15 protein-coding genes are annotated in these 14,923 nt (G+C 64.2%); 9 read left to right on the top strand and 6 right to left on the bottom strand.

All coding sequences use genetic code 11. The features are described 5' to 3' along the window. Nucleotides 1–13 precede the first annotated feature (13 nt). Nucleotides 14–1,204, bottom strand: a complete 1,191-nt coding sequence (locus ACODS2_RS02665; RefSeq protein WP_488997454.1) for an aromatic ring-hydroxylating oxygenase subunit alpha — start codon at nt 1,202–1,204, stop codon at nt 14–16. Next, a complete protein-coding gene (locus ACODS2_RS02660) occupies nt 1,201–1,563 on the bottom strand; it encodes a hypothetical protein (RefSeq protein WP_488997453.1) in 363 nt (120 codons plus the stop codon). The genes ACODS2_RS02665 and ACODS2_RS02660 overlap by 4 nt, the downstream gene beginning before the upstream one ends. Before the next feature lie 308 nt (nt 1,564–1,871). On the opposite strand from ACODS2_RS02660, the gene ACODS2_RS02655 reads away from it, so the two are divergent. From ACODS2_RS02655 to ACODS2_RS02615, 9 genes are all read left to right on the top strand, one after another. Beyond that, nucleotides 1,872–2,615, top strand: coding sequence for an aspartate/glutamate racemase family protein (locus ACODS2_RS02655; protein WP_488997452.1), 744 nt, complete (start codon nt 1,872–1,874; stop codon nt 2,613–2,615). 35 nt (nt 2,616–2,650) lie between these two features. Next, nucleotides 2,651–3,676 carry an AraC family transcriptional regulator gene (locus tag ACODS2_RS02650; protein ID WP_488997451.1) on the top strand — a complete coding sequence of 342 codons (1,026 nt, stop codon included), beginning with the start codon at nt 2,651–2,653 and terminating at the stop codon, nt 3,674–3,676. A 343-nt stretch (nt 3,677–4,019) separates the two neighbouring features. After that, nucleotides 4,020–6,446, top strand: coding sequence for a TonB-dependent receptor (locus ACODS2_RS02645; protein WP_488997450.1), 2,427 nt, complete (start codon nt 4,020–4,022; stop codon nt 6,444–6,446). Between the two features lie 64 nt (nt 6,447–6,510). Beyond that, nucleotides 6,511–6,993 (top strand): nuclear transport factor 2 family protein, encoded by a 483-nt coding sequence (locus ACODS2_RS02640; RefSeq protein WP_488997449.1) that lies wholly within the window; start codon nt 6,511–6,513, stop codon nt 6,991–6,993. Nucleotides 6,994–7,028: 35 nt separating this feature from the next. Further along, a complete protein-coding gene (locus tag ACODS2_RS02635; protein ID WP_488997448.1) occupies nt 7,029–8,282 on the top strand; it encodes an aromatic ring-hydroxylating oxygenase subunit alpha in 1,254 nt (417 codons plus the stop codon). Between the two features lie 11 nt (nt 8,283–8,293). After that, nucleotides 8,294–8,659, top strand: a complete 366-nt coding sequence (locus ACODS2_RS02630) for a hypothetical protein (protein WP_488997447.1) — start codon at nt 8,294–8,296, stop codon at nt 8,657–8,659. A 259-nt stretch (nt 8,660–8,918) separates the two neighbouring features. Next, nucleotides 8,919–9,194: an HU family DNA-binding protein gene (locus ACODS2_RS02625; RefSeq protein ID WP_292945975.1), complete on the top strand. Its 276-nt coding sequence runs from the start codon at nt 8,919–8,921 to the stop codon at nt 9,192–9,194. A 98-nt stretch (nt 9,195–9,292) separates the two neighbouring features. Further along, entirely contained in the window at nt 9,293–9,559 is a 267-nt protein-coding gene (locus tag ACODS2_RS02620) for a hypothetical protein (RefSeq protein WP_488997446.1), read from the top strand. Between the two features lie 62 nt (nt 9,560–9,621). Next, nucleotides 9,622–10,401, top strand: coding sequence for an enoyl-CoA hydratase (locus tag ACODS2_RS02615; RefSeq protein WP_488997445.1), 780 nt, complete (start codon nt 9,622–9,624; stop codon nt 10,399–10,401). A 9-nt stretch (nt 10,402–10,410) separates the two neighbouring features. Here the strand turns inward: ACODS2_RS02615 and ACODS2_RS02610 are convergent, their stop codons facing one another. The 4 genes from ACODS2_RS02610 to ACODS2_RS02595 form a co-directional block, all read right to left on the bottom strand. Further along, complete coding sequence (locus tag ACODS2_RS02610) at nt 10,411–11,091, bottom strand: hypothetical protein (protein ID WP_488997444.1); 681 nt, start codon at nt 11,089–11,091, stop codon at nt 10,411–10,413. A 209-nt stretch (nt 11,092–11,300) separates the two neighbouring features. Further along, nucleotides 11,301–13,331, bottom strand: coding sequence for an oxidoreductase (locus ACODS2_RS02605; RefSeq protein ID WP_488997443.1), 2,031 nt, complete (start codon nt 13,329–13,331; stop codon nt 11,301–11,303). Between the two features lie 14 nt (nt 13,332–13,345). After that, entirely contained in the window at nt 13,346–14,143 is a 798-nt protein-coding gene (locus tag ACODS2_RS02600; protein WP_488997442.1) for an enoyl-CoA hydratase/isomerase family protein, read from the bottom strand. Between the two features lie 97 nt (nt 14,144–14,240). Further along, complete coding sequence (locus ACODS2_RS02595; protein WP_488997441.1) at nt 14,241–14,864, bottom strand: TetR/AcrR family transcriptional regulator; 624 nt, start codon at nt 14,862–14,864, stop codon at nt 14,241–14,243. Nucleotides 14,865–14,923: the final 59 nt, after the last annotated feature.

The following is a 14,923-nucleotide window of genomic DNA, read 5'->3' as shown; positions in this document are numbered from 1 at the left end:
TCGGCGCGTCAGCTCAGGCAAGGCCGCGGACGCAGCGCTCAACCCCATTGCCGAGGTGCCGGACCAGCGTTTCCTCATCCTGGAAATGGATATGCTGCTTCGCGCCGGATTTGAGCTGCGCGCAGATCAGCTCATGGGTGAAGCAATCTTCCATCATCGGATCGCGCAAGCCCACCTTGGAGTATTCGCGCGCGAAAAGCTCTCCGGCGGTCGTGACCGGCGGATAGTACCCCTTGATCTCCCACACGCTGCGGTCGACCGCGACGGGCCAGATATTGAAGGTGAAATAGAGGCCGTTCAGCAACCCCACGAAGAAGTTGGGGAAGATGTGCCAGAAATCGAACGAGCCCCGAAACTTGTAGCCTTCACCCTCATTCTCGACCTTCGCGCCGAAGGCCTGGACGGTACCGGTGCCAAAGCGGCTGGCCAGTTGCGCCACGGGCGAGGGCGTGAAGCTGTCTGGCGGCGGCGAGCCGAGCACGCCGTGCAGTCCGTAAAGCTCGATGCTGGCGTGCCGATACTGATTGCCATCGGTCTTCACGGCGCGGGCGAGGGTCTTTTCATGCAGGAAGGGCAGGTGCCAGCCTTCCAGCTGCGCTTCCTGCAGCGTTTTCCAGTTCACTGCCTCATCAATCCGGTAGGAGAACGCCGGGGTGAAGCCGCTGAAGTCGTATCGCCCGATCTCGCCCGCCACCGGGGCGAGGAACTCGGCCAGCGTCTCTTCAGGCTCGGCGGCCAGATTGACGAAGACGAAGCTCTGCCAGACTTCGCAATGAACCGGGGTCAGGCCATTGTCCTCCGGCTTCACGCCGGGGAAGTTCTCGGCATCCGAGATATGCACCAGCTTGCCAGTGGTATCGTAGACCCAGCCATGGAACCGGCAGGCCAGATAGCCCTTGCACGAGCCCTGCGCATCCCACGCCACCGGCGCGCCGCGGTGCGAGCACTGGTTGTGGAAGGCTCTGAACTTGCCATCCTTGCCATGAATGACCAGCAGCGAAGTATCGAGGATCTTGAGGTCGGCGACAAAGTAGTCCCCGGGCTTGGGTGCCTGGAGCACATTGCCGACGTTCAGCCATTTGCGGCGGAATACGCGTTCGCGCTCAAGATCGAAGTATTCCGTGGAGGTATAGCGCTCCACCGGGACGGGATCGCGGCCTTCCTCCGGATAGCGGTCCATGAAGCGGCACGGCGCGGTGGTCATTGCGTTGCTCCCCGGTTTGCAGCATCCCATGTGTCGTGCACCGGCACGAACCGCTCGATGGGAAAGACGTATTTGGGCTGCGGATTCTCGTACATCTCGATGGTCGCCGAACACTCGGCGAGCGCGAGGCACAGGTTCAGCAGGGTACGATCCGGTCCGCTGATGGCATCCAGCGCGAACCCGCCGAGATACTCCAACGCCGCCGGTCCGCGCTCGAGCATGGTGTCGTAGAAGCGCTGGCTCTCTTCCAGCGAGGAACGCCACCGCTTGGCGTTGCGCCCGACTTCGGTTGGCTGTGCCCATTCGAGAAACGGAGCGAGATCGGCGAAATGATCCGGCAACTGACTTGTGCTCGTCATACCCTCTCCATGACTCTGCGTATTCGCCCAAGGCTGCGCCCTGGGATCAGGTGGGGCTATCCCGAAGGCGCAAGGGCTGGCCGCTGACTGCGGAAATGGGTCAAGGCGGCAGAAAGCCGTCCTGCCGGGCGACGATCGGGGAGCGTCAGATCATACCTTTTGGGTCTGGTATGATGCCCCATTCAGTATTGGACCTGATTTCACGCGCGGGTCACCTTGGTATCACCGAGTGATCAGGCTGCAGCGCGCTGCCTTGCATCGCCGCAGAGGCCGTTACCGGCTGAGCCAGCTATCCAGTGAGGTATGGCGTGAGCGACCGAAGAATCAGGATGATCATCCCCGTACCTGTGCCGGAGGAAGGCCTGCGCGCCTTTTCCGCGCAGGTTCCACCGGAGCTGGCGGCTCGCGGGGTGACGGTCGAGATGACCTGCGCAGCCAGAGGCGGCGGTGCGCTCGGCTCGATCTATGAAGGTTCGATCGCGGATGCCTTCTGCCTCGAAGCCGGTGCGACGGCCGAAGCCGACGGGTGCGCTGCGGTCTGCGTCAATTCGATGAGCGACTCCGGGGTCGCCGCACTCCGCTCGCGGCTATCCATTCCCGTCGTCGGCGCAGCGCAGCCGACATATGCCCTCGCCGCACAGTTGGGGCGCCGCTTCTCGATTCTCAGCATGTGGGACCGGTGGCGCTGGCTTTATGACAAGGTCCTCGCCGAGAACGGTCTCGCTGGACGACTTGCGTCGGTCCGCTCGATCGGCGTGCGTCCCGATACCAGCGAACTGCTGGCCGGCAAGGAGGACAGCGTGTTTCCGCTTTTGCTGGAAGCAGCGCAGCAGGCCATCGAAGAGGACGGCGCCGATGTGCTGATCCTCGGCTCGACGACAATGCACCAGTCGCACCGCTATCTGGCCGAGCATTTGCCCGTGCCTGTTTTGAATCCCGGGCTGGTAGGTCTGATGACTTGCGATATGCTGCTGAATCAGGGACTCAGCCACAGCAAACGGGCCTATCCGAAGCCCGATCTGATCATGGATGGAGTGGTTCTGGGAGCCTGACCGGCTATTGGATAACAAAGGGGGGAGCCGCGCTTATGGTACCTGCACTCGCATCAAGCCGCTGGGACGGCAGCGGCATGCCGCTGGCGAGTTTTCCGCGCCTGCTGTCGCACGACATCGACCAGGTACATCACCACATGAGCGAGATGTTCTGCCCGCACGATTTGCGCCTTGAAGGCGGCAGACCGCCCATCGCCTTCCGCCACCACCATGCGTCGCTGCGATCAGTTTCCTTCAACGCCACGGACTATGGCAATCCCTACGGGCGGGTCATCGTCGACATTCCCCCGATGGATAATCTCTATCTCGTCCAGTTCTCGCTGTTCGGCGCGGTGAGGATCACGCAGGGCAAACGGACTTTCGAGATGGAGCCTGGGCACATGTGCGTGCTCAATCCCGGAGAGCGGGTCCAGCAGGTCTTTGGCGAAGGCTACAAGCATTTCACGGTGAAGCTGTCGAAGGGCGGTCTCGAGGCTGCGCTTTCTCAGGAACTCGGGTTCAAGGCGGCTGACCTGCGGTTCTGCAACACACCGGTCTCGCTCGCGGGCGCTGCCGTCAGCTTCGCGCAACTGGTGCGCACGATCTGCGACGATCTCGACCGGGGATCTTCCGCCTTCAGCCATACCCGCGTGGTTGGCTCGGTCGAACAGGCACTGCAGCGGCTGCTGCTTGCTGCCGTGCCGCACAATCATTCCGAGCTCTTCGATACCCCGGCCGCAGCGCCGGCTCCTTACTATGTGCGCCGGGTCGAGGAGTTCATCCGGCACCATGCCGCCGATCCGATAACGCTTGACGAAATGATCGCGGTATCGGGCGTATCGGCGCGCTCGCTGCACACGGGCTTCCGCCGGTTCCGCGGGACGACACCCATGGTATACCTCAAGAACTGCCGCCTTTCGCTCGCGCATCGCCAGTTGCAGGAGGCCGCCGAAACCGGCCTCACGGTGACCGAGGTCGCCCTCTCCTGCGGGTTTACCCACCTGTCGAAGTTCGCGCGCGACTATACCGAGCGCTTCGGGCAGCGCCCTTCGGAGACGCTGAAGCGCATCGGCTTCCACTGAGCGCACCGGCGGCGCCAGACCCGGAACGGTCAGCAGGCGAGGATATTCGTACCGTTTGAGCAACAAGGGGGCAGTCGCAAGGCTGCCCCCTTGTTCGTGGCGCCGTCCCGCATGGCTGCCTTCAGTTTACGCGCGGACGGTTCTCCCCAAGCAGTATGCCATCCATGGCCATGTTCGCGGCGCTGACATGTCCTAGTCGGCGTTCAGAGGCTAGCAGCTTTGCAGGCACTCAAGGCATCACACTTGCATAATCGGGCTTGGGGTCCGGACTGTCTGGCAAACCATCGCCACTGGCCCGTTCTGCTCCGGTCGCACACAATCAGGTAATGACGGGGAGTTAATTATGCAAAGATTGTCGGTGATGTCCGGGGGGATGCCGGTCAAGCAGATCCGTGCGGAAGCGATCAAGCGCTGCGGGTTGCTGATGGGCGCATCGCTGTTTGGAGTGCTGGTTGGGACCGGGACTGCGCACGCACAGGCCGCCGATGCGCCCCAGCAGGCACAAGCAGCCGACAACACCGGGGTCGAAGAGATCACCGTCACCGCCCGTCGGCGCGCTGAATCGCTGCAGGACACCCCCATCGCCATCTCCGCAGTTACCGGCGCTGGCCTGCAGGAGCGCGGGATCGACAACGTCACCCAGATCGGCGACTTCACCCCGAACGTGAAATTCAACAGCTCGGTCCCGGTTTCCGCCAGCAACGCCACCGCCGCGATCTTCATCCGCGGCATCGGCCAGAACGACTACCAGCTCTCTGCCGATCCCGGTGTCGGACTCTACCTGGATGGCGTCTACATCTCGCGCGGTGTGGGCAACGTGCTGGATGTTCTCAACGTCGAGCGTATCGAGGTCCTGCGCGGGCCGCAGGGCACGCTGTTTGGCCGCAACACCATCGGCGGCGCCGTGAGCGTGGTGACCAAGAAGCCGGGCCGCGATCTTGGCGGTGCGCTGGAAGCCACGACAGGCAGCTTTGGCCGGGTCCAGATCAAGGGCAACATCGATGTCCCGCTTGCCGAGGGCGTCTACTCCAGCTTCGCCGGCTTCGTGCACAAGCGCAACGGCTATGTGAAGGGCGTGATCGCGGGCGCGCCGGATCTTGGCGATACCGACAATCTGGCGGGCCGGTTCGCGCTCAGGCTGGAGCCCAGCAGCGATTTCACCATCGACCTTGCGGTGGACGGTTCGCGCACCCGCGAGAATTCGGCGCCCAACGTGGCCATCGCCATCAACGAGAACGCACCGGCTGCCCAGTACTGGAATGCCGCCTATTCCGGCGCGCCGAGCGTCTGCCTTGATACCAACAACCCGGCGCGGCTGACCAATACCTCCTGCTATAACAGCCAATGGGTTGTTGGACCCTACCGGCATGGCGGCACTTTCACGACCGTCTCGAACGTGTTCAACCGGTTCAATCCAAAGCCCTATCAGTCAGCCTCGAATGTGAACATCTGGGGCGCTTCCGGCACGGCCGAGTGGAAGGTTGCTCCCAACTTCTCGATCAAGTCGATCACCGCCTACCGCAAGGTAACCGGCTTCTGGACCCGCGATTCTGATCACAGCCCTGCCTCGATCATCCAGACCAACAGCGACTGGAAGCAGCACCAGTTCTCTCAGGAAGTGCAACTTCTGGGCGATTTGTTCGACAAGAAGCTCAACTGGGTGATCGGCGGCTACTACTCCGACGAGAGCGGCAACCATCGCGATCTGGTTGAGATCGTTGACGCCGTCTTCCTCAGCGGCGCGGCGCTGAAGGGCCAAAGCTTGGCGTTCTTCGGCCAGGCGACCTACGAAGTGGTGCCCAATCTCAACCTGACTGCCGGCATCCGCTGGACGCAGGACAAGAAGTCCTTCAGCAACGAGAATCAGTTCGTGGTCGAAGCTGGTTTCCTGACCGGCGCGCCGCTCAATCCCGATGGGTCAGGGCTCAAGAACGGCGATCCGCTGATGGGGCCGCTTGGGCAGACTGCCTCGATCAAGGACAAGGCCTGGACGCCGATGACCAGCCTGTCCTATCGCTTCAGCCCTGAGCTCCTGACCTACGTGTCCTACTCGAAGGGCTTCAAGGGCGGCGGCTTCACCCAGCGTGTGTTCCCGCCCTTCGCGTTCATTCCCTCGTTCCGGCCCGAGACAAGCGAGACCTACGAGTTCGGCTTCAAGAGCGATCTGTTTGACCGCAAGCTCCGCCTGAACGGCGCAGTGTTCCTCAATAATTACAAGAACCTGCAGATCACGGTGAACGATCCTACCCTCGGCTTTGCACCGATCATCCAGAACGCTGCCGAAGCGCGCATCCAGGGCTTCGAACTGGAATTCCAGGCGCGGCCCGTGGATGGGCTGCGGATCGAGGGCGGCCTCGGCTATCTCGATGCCAAGTACCGCAATGTCGACATCCGCGCGCTAAATGCCGGTGTCACGACCGCGACCAAGCTCCAGAATGCCCCGCGCTGGACGATGAGCGCGGCGGTTTCCTACAACATCCAGGCTGGCAACATCGGCAGCTTCCAGCCGCGCATCGACTGGTCGTACCGCACCCGCGTCTACAACGATGCGATCAACACGCCGCTCCTGATCCAGGACGGCTACCACCTCGTCAACGCGGCGATTGCCTACACCGACCCGACAGAGAAGTGGGGCGCAACGCTCGGCGTCAAGAACCTGACCAAGGCACTCTATCTCGGCTCGGGTTACGCCGATTCCTTCGGAGGAGTCACCGAGGGCGTCTATGGCCGTCCGCGCGAATGGTACCTCTCGGCACGGTTCTCGTTCTGACGAGTGCCGGGGTGGCCCAAGGCTGTGGCCCCGTGCCACCCCGGCAGCGACAGGGAGAAAGACAATGGACACAGGCAATCTCGAACAGCGCCTGCGCCAGCTCGAAGCGCTGCGCGCCATTGACGACCTGATTGCAGACCTCGGGCGCGCCTTCGACGGCGGCCCATCGGCAGCAGCGCTTCGCCCGCTGTTCACGGCTGACAGCCGGTTCGTGATCGATCAGTACGGCAGCTTCGAGGGAAGCGAAGCGATCGCCGCCGGGGTCGCGGGCAATGCCGATGCCGGCTTCCGGTGGACACTCCATTTTCTGGTCTCGCCCAAGGTTGCCCTGGCCGAGGATCAAACGGCGGGAACAGTCGACTTCTATCTGTGGGAGGCGGCCACGGCGGCCAGCGGCAAGGCCTACTGGATCGGGGGCCGTTACAAGGCGCAAGTCAGGCTCGACGAGGGCCGATGGCGCTTCGCCTACCTCGAACTCGAGGCGGACCTGATCTCGCACTACCCGGACGGCTGGCAGCCCAAACCGATGCAACTGTCGGACGCCTGAGTCCGCCCCAATCTCTGACATCCAGGAGACTGCACATGAATGATCTTTCCGGAGCAACGCTGCGTCCGGGCGCGGAGAAATTCGCCCATCTCGGCCGTTCGATCGATCAGATCAGAACGGAGCTGGGCGTCGGCCCGGTCGCGATCGATGCCATTCGCGATCCCGAAATCTATGCGCTCGAGCGGGAGAAGGTCTTCGGTCGTGCCTGGCTCAAGGTCGCGACGGATTGGGAGATTCCCGAGCGGGGCGACTACAAGGTCAAGGAAATGCCGGTCGCCGATACTTCCGTGCTGATCGTGCGCGGCAAGGATGGCAAGGTCCGTGCGTTCCACAATGTCTGCACCCACCGCGGCAACAAGGTCGTGCCGACGAGCGGCTTCGAGAGCTTTGGCAAGGCGAGGGCCAATGTCCTTTCGTGCCGGTTCCATGGCTGGGTGTTCAACACGGACGGCCCACTGCGCTCGGTGCCGCTGGAAAGCGGCTTCGGGCAGCTCGACAAGGCCTGCCTCGGCCTGCGGGAGATTGACTGCGATACGTGGGAGGGGTTCATCTTCATCAACTTCGCGGATCAGCCTGAACAGAGCCTCGCCGACTATCTGGGAGACTTCGGCGCCTTGTTCAGCGGTTTCCCCTACCACGAGGCAACCACGGCATTCCGCTATTCGACCGTGCTGGAATGCAACTGGAAGGTGGCCCTCTACGCGTTCTCGGAAGGGTACCACGTCCCCACCATCCACGCCGGATCGCTGCCGGGCTTCACCGGCATCGAGCACGCCGATTTCAAGCTGGTAGGGCCGCATGCCTCCTCGACGATCTACGGGGGCGGGATGGACGCGGCAGCCTCGACGGCGCAGTTTGCCGGGGTTCTTCATGCCGACCGCGAACATGGCCCGCGGCCGGAACTCGTGCCGCCCGGGATCAATCCCACGGGGCGTAGCGACTTCCAGTTCGAACTGCCGAACATCTTTCCGAACTTCCTGATCCACCTGGCGGCGGGTTGCGGCTATCCCGGCATGGCCTTCTTCACGCACCAGTTCTGGCCGCTCGATCATGGCCGCACCTTGTGGGAGGGGATCAACTACTTCAGGCCTGCCCGCAATGCGGCTGAGCGGATCGCGCAGCTGCACGTCAACGCGCTTCACCGCAATGCCTGGCTGGAGGACACCGGCACCATGGAGGACACCTTCCTCGGCATTCGCTCGGGCGCGATCGATACCATGCAGCTCATGGATCAGGAGTTCATGATCCGTCACGCCGCGCGCACGCTCGACCAGTATCTTGCGCGCTGAGGAGAACGCCGATGACGACGACACTTGCGCTGCCCGCAGCGTTTTCAGACCTCACCCCCTTCGCGGAGCAGTGGGGGCGGGCCACGGAGAATGATCGCAGCCGGATCCGCTGGGGCGCGAGCGCGGCAGACTTTGCCAGCCTCTATGCGGCGGTCATGCCTCGGCTGCCGGATATCCTGGAGGAACTGGCCAACTGCGCACTGGACGGGATGGACGAGGCGCAAACCAACCTCTTCAACCTCGCCGCCGCGTTCGCCGAAGCTGCTCCGCATCACGAGCTCTATGGTGGAAGCGCCGACGTGCCGTTCAGCTTCGCCGCCCCGCGGTTTCAGCCGGGCCACGGTGACGCAGCATCAACTGCCACGCTGCTGCGATAGCGCCGAGCCAGTTGGTGGCCGGAACACCAGCAATGGGATTGACCAGATTCAGCGCTGATCGGATGCGCAGTCGCCCTGCCGATATCGTCAAGCAATGTTCTGTCGTCAGAATCGCCGCTACTTGAACATCGTTCCGGCGACAGGGATGGGCAGGTTCATCCGGATTCCCCCAGATTCCAGCGTATTCTGCGTGTTCGAGGCTGGACGCAGGGCGCAGGCCAAGCTAACCGGCGCGTCCAACCGTTGGAGAATTGGGATCATGAATACTGCTGAACTCGCCGAAGCCGTTGCTGCCAGCGCGGGCCTCACCAAGGCCGATGCCAAGAAGCTGGTCGACACCGTGTTCGCGGCGATTGCCGATGCGGCTGCCAAGGGCGAGGAAGTCTCGCTGAGCGCGTTCGGGAAGTTCAAGGTCAAGGAAAGCCCGGCCCGCGAAGGCCGCAACCCCTCGACCGGCGCCCCCATCCAGATCGCCGCTTCGCGCAAGCTGACCTTCGCTGCCGCGAAGTCGGTCAAGGACAAGCTTAACGGCTGATCCGTCATGCGCCCGCAAGGTGCGCTGATGATGCCAGAACGGCACGCGGGGGACCTTCTCTCGCGTGCCGTTCGCGTTTTGGGGGAGGAACAAGGCTGATGGGCTTCGATGATCTCATGCGCCGCTACTTCGGCACGGCGGACCTTGGCGGCCTCAGCGCTGCCGAGCTTGCTGCCGGGGCCGAGCGCCTCTCCGTCGATTTCGGGCTGGAAACCGATCCGGCACGCCGCTTTGCGCTTTGGGCGCTGATGCACATCCTGGGCAGCGCGCCTGATCTCGACATTGCCTTCAAGGATCTCGCCGAACGCGATGCGGCGCGCAATTTCATGGATCTCTACGGCGGGATGTCGCAGCCTCCGCAATAAGCAGAGGTGCATGGCCCCGCGCGCCGTGGTCAAAGCGGCCCTGCCTACTTAAGGATCACGCCATGACCGATCTCATCCTCGTCGATATCGCAGACGGTGTCGCCACCGTCACGCTCAACCGGCCCGAGGCGATGAATGCGCTGTCGAAGGCCCTGCGCGCGCGCCTTGCCGAAGTGATGACCGCGCTCGATGCCGATGATGCCGTGCGCGCCGTCGTGCTCACCGGCGCCGGCACGCGCGCCTTCACCGCCGGGCTCGATCTCAAGGAACTCGGTTCCCAGGCCGGCGCGCTCGGGGCAGCGAATGCTGAAGGCGCTTCCGAAAATCCGGTCAAGGCGATCGAAATCTGCCGCAAGCCCGTTGTCGGCGCGATCAACGGTGTCGCCATCACCGGCGGCTTCGAAGTCGCGCTCGCCTGCGATGTGTTGATCGCCTCCACCAACGCGCGCTTTGCCGACACCCACGCACGCGTCGGCGTCTATCCCGGCTGGGGCCTCTCGCAGAAGCTCCCGCGCCTGATCGGGATCAGCCGTGCCAAGGAACTCTCGTTCACCGGCAACTTCCTCGATGCCGCAACCGCCGAGCGCTGGGGCCTCGTCAACCGGGTGGTCGAACCTGAGGCCTTGCTATCCGCCGCGCAGCAGATCGCGCGCGACATGGCCTCGATCGACCCCACTTTCCTGCACAATTACAAGGCACTGATCGACGATGGCTATGCCCTGCCCTTTGGCGAAGGCATGGCGCTGGAGGCCAGCCGCTCCTCCGCTGCAAACTCGGCGGTCAAGCCGGAAGAAGTCGAAGCCCGCCGCCTCGCGGTGCAAGCGCGCGGCCGCAGCCAGTAGGCCGTAGCGTTAGCAGGCCAGCGCCTGCGCAGCAGCGTGGAACGCAGCGGCCACTGGACCCGCCGGGCTTCCGGCACCGAGCAGAAACGCCCGGTGGCGGCTGATGGCAGCCTGCTCTGCCAAGCCCGGAGGTGCGGCAATCCAATCCCGCACCAGCACGACAAGGGCAAGCGCCTGCAGATAGACCGGCAACGCAAGCACCCCGGAATGCTCCACCGCGCCGCTATCACCGGGCAGGAATGCGCCGACACAATCGATCAGCGCGCCCAGAAATGCGGTCTTGTCCGCTTCGGACATGTGGGGCAATTCCTGCGCGGCAAGGCGCTGCAAGCGCCTGACTTCGCCCAGCAACCCGGCCCTGCCATCGAGTCCGAACAGGCGATCGACCCGCTGCTTGTTCTTGTCCTCAGCCACTGTCAGCGCGCTCCGCGCCAGATCCTGCCACAAGGGCGCGATCCTGGCCTCGATTGCCGCAGCCATGGTCTCCAGCCGCAGCAGGCCCTCGATCAGCGCCGCGGCGTTGCCGCCTGCACCGGTGCCATAGGCAAAGAAATCGGCATAAGGCTCTACCAGCGCGCCAAAAGCTTGCGCCGGCCGGGTTCCCGCCGAGTCGCAAGCCTCTACCAAACGATAGTTTGCATCCCGCTCCGGCGCTGAATGCGCCCGGATTGGCAAGGTATGCCATACCATACAACAAGTTCCCGACGGTCCGACCAGATGGGACTAGCGGATTCCTGCTATGGAAACCAGCACTGACACATACCTTTAGTTATATTTCAAATCATATAAGGAGAGTGGGCGGCGATAGGCGGCACCAGCCGTCCGTTCCGCGTGCATTCTCCGGCACCCCACTGCCACGCCACCCCGGATGCGATCCGGGGTGGCGCCTCCGGCAGGGCCTAGACGGCCACCGCCAGTTCGGTCGCCTGCAGAATCGCCCGCTTGGCATCGAGTTCCGCCGCCTCGTAGGCGCCGCCGATCAGCTGCGGCGCAAGACCGCGCGCCACCAGTTCGTCATAGAGCCCGCGCGCGGGTTCCTGCCCGGCGCAAACGATCACGGTATCGACTTCCAGCAGCCGAGGCTCTCCCTCCACGCGGATGTGGAGGCCGGCATCGTCGATCCGGTCATACTCCACCCCGCCCAGCATCTGCACGCCGCGCCGCTGCAAGGTGATGCGGTGCGTCCAGCCGGTGGTGCGGCCCAGCCCCTTGCCCACCGCGCTCGCCTTGCGCTGAAGCAGCCAGACTTCGCGCCCGCTCGAGGCCACTTCGGGCACCACCCCGGTCACCCCGCCGCGCGGGTGGTTCTTGAAATCGATGCCCCATTCCTTGGCGAAGACATCGACATCGAGCGAACCCGGCGTCCCCGCGTGGGTGATCAGCTCCGCTACATCGAAACCGATCCCGCCCGCGCCCATGATCGCCACTTTCTGGCCCACCTGCGCCTTGCCGGTGATCACATCGACATAGCGCACCGCCTTGGGGTGATCGATGCCCTCGATTTCGGGCTTGCGCGGCGTGATGCCGGTGGCAATCACGATCTCGTCGAACCCGCCCGCCGACAGCATGTCGGCATTGACGCGCGTGGCGAGCTTCAGCTCGATCCCGTTCACCTCGATCATCCGCCCGAAATAGCGGATCGTCTCGTCGAATTCTTCCTTGCCCGGAATCTTGCGCGCCAGATTGAACTGCCCGCCGATCTCGTCCGCCGCATCGAACAGCGTCACCTTGTGCCCGCGCCCCGAAGCGATCGTCGCATAGGCAAGCCCCGCCGGCCCCGCGCCGACCACTGCGATCCGCCGCGCGGCAGAGGCCGGCGCCACCGTGATCTCCGTCTCACGGCAGGCCCGCGCGTTGACAAGGCAACTGGTCAGCTGGCCGGTGAACGTATGATCAAGGCAGGCCTGGTTGCACGCGATGCAGGTGTTGATCTCGTCCTCGCGGCCTTCCCACGCCTTTTTCACGATCTCCGCATCGGCCAGCATCGGCCGCGCCATCGAAATGAGGTCGGCATCCCCGCGCGCCAGCACCTCTTCGGCCACATGCGGCATGTTGATACGGTTGCTGGTGATGAGCGGGATAGAGACCGCATCGCGCAGCTTGCCGGTCACCTGCGCAAAGGCCGCGCGCGGCACCATCGTCGCAATCGTCGGCACCTGGCTTTCGTGCCAGCAGAAGTGCGTGCTGATCACATCCGCACCGTTCGCTTCCAGTGCTTTTGCCAGGCTCGTCACTTCCTCCCAGGCGAGGCCACCTTCGAGCATGTCCATCGCGGAAATGCGGAAGATCAGCATCTTGTCATCGCCGAGTGCGGCACGGGTGCGGCGCACGATCTCGATGGGAAAGCGCATCCGGTTTTCCCACGAGCCGCCCCAGCGGTCGGAGCGCTGGTTGGTCTTCTCGACGAGGAAGGTGGAAATCAGATAGCCCGCCGAGCCGATGATCTCGACCCCGTCGTAGCCTGCCTCGACGGCCAGCGCCGCGCAGTTGGCAAAGGCGGCGATTTGTTCCTCGATTCCCGCTTCATCGAGTTCGAGCGGCGCATGCTTGGCGAGGCGCGAACGAACCGGCGAGGGACCGACCGCTTCGCGCACGTTAGCCATTGGTCCTGAGTGCAGGATCTGCATGCAGATCTTGACCTCCGGATCGGCGGCATGGACCGCTTCCGTCACCGCGCGGTGCATCGGCACTTCGCTCGGCTCGCTCAGCTTCGCGCCGCGCCCGCCGCTGGGGTGCGGGGTGATTCCGCCGGTGATGATCATGCCCACCCCGCCCTTCACGCGCTCGACAAAGTAGGCCGAAAGGCGCTCCGCCGCATTGGGCAGATCTTCGAGGCCAGAATGCATCGAGCCCATGATGATGCGGTTCTTGAGCCGGTTGCCCCGGATCGTCAGCGGGGAGAACATCAGCGGATATTTGGCGTGCGACATGGTCCGTTGTCCGTTCAGTCTGGAATGTAGTTCGGGCGGCGCTTCTCGAGGAAGGCGCGCATCCCTTCGGCGAAATTGGGGCTGGCGGCGGTCATCAGCTGGTTGCGGTTCTCGATCGCCATCGCTGCTTCAAGGCTCGGCGCATCCACCGCGAGGCTCAACCCCTCCTTGGTCATGCGCAGCCCGCGCGGTGAGGCCGCGAGCATATCCGCAACATAACCCTCGGCCACGGTTTCGAGCTGGTCGTCGGGCACCACCTCGCTCACCAGCCCCGTCGCCAGCGCGCGCGGCGCATGGATGAAGCGCCCGGTCAGCATAAGCTCCGAGGCAACCGAAGTGCCGACCAGGCGCGGCAGGAAGTAGCTGACGCCCATGTCGCAGGAGGAAAGGCCCAGCTTGATGAAAGCGGCATTCATCCTGGCGCTCTCGCCCGCAAGGCGGATATCTGCCGCCAGCACGAACGCAAAGCCTCCGCCGCAGGCCGCGCCGTGCACCAGCGCCAGAATCGGCTGCGGGCAGCGCCGCATCTTCACATAGACGTCTGCCAGATGGCCCTGAAAGCCGAAGCCCCCGCCAAACGGATCGGGGCCATTCGCCGCTTGTCGGTCCTTGATATCGAGCCCGGCGCAGAAGGCCCGACCTGCCCCGCGCATCACCACCACGCGCGTTTCGCGGTCGTTGAACAGGGCGCCGAAATAGTGGGAAAGCTCGTCCACCATCTCCAGCGAAATGGAATTGAGCTGATCGGGGCGGTTCAGCGTCAGCCAGTCCGCCGCGCCGCGCTTCTCCACCGTGATCGTGCGATAGGTCATGCCGCCTCGCTCCCCCTGCGCGCCCCTGCGGGCGTAGCCGCCGTTTCTGTCATGCCGCGCCGCGCGGCAAACCTGCCCATATTGACAGCCAGCCCGGTCATGCGCCGATCCCGCCGATCAGCAGGTCCGCCACCCGCGCCGCATAGGCCGTAATCGCCGCCTCGCTCATCGTCTCCCCCGGCCCGAGCCGCCCGGCATGCGATTCCATGGCCGAAAGCAGCATGTCGGACGCGAGCGCCGCGCTCACGCCATCGCGCAGTTGGCCCCGCGCCCGGCCTCGCCGCAGAATCGCGATGGCCTGCGCCGTCACTGCGCCCAGCACTGGCCCGATCCGGGCTGCCAGCTCAGGATGCCCCGCCAGATCGCGCCGCAAGTGCCGCGCCACACCGCCACCCGTCTCCAGATAGCGCGCCAGCACCAGCGCGCCGAACGCGGTGAGATCGCCGTGTAGGCTTCCAGTATCGATCGCCGCCAGCGCCTGCCAGCGCTGCTGGATCATCGCGCAGAGCAGGTCCTCCCCGCTCGTCCAGCGCGCGTAGAGCGTCGACTTGCCGATCCCCGCCGCCCGCGCCACCGCATCAAGGCTGAAGCCCGCCCAGCCCCCCGCGCCATAGACTTGCGCCGCCGCCGCCAGAATGCGCGCCTCGAAATCCGGATTGCGCGGACGCCCCCTCGATCGCGGCTCCGCAGCAGGCGCAGAATCGGGCGAAGATCGTTGCATGGGCTCCTTGTATCTTTTATGGACAGTCTTCGTCCAATAATAATCGAGAGGGACCCGGA

Source organism: Novosphingobium sp. FG137 (assembly GCF_057809735.1).
Note: the sequence above shows the minus strand (reverse complement) of the source record. Positions and strands in the feature narration are given on the sequence as shown.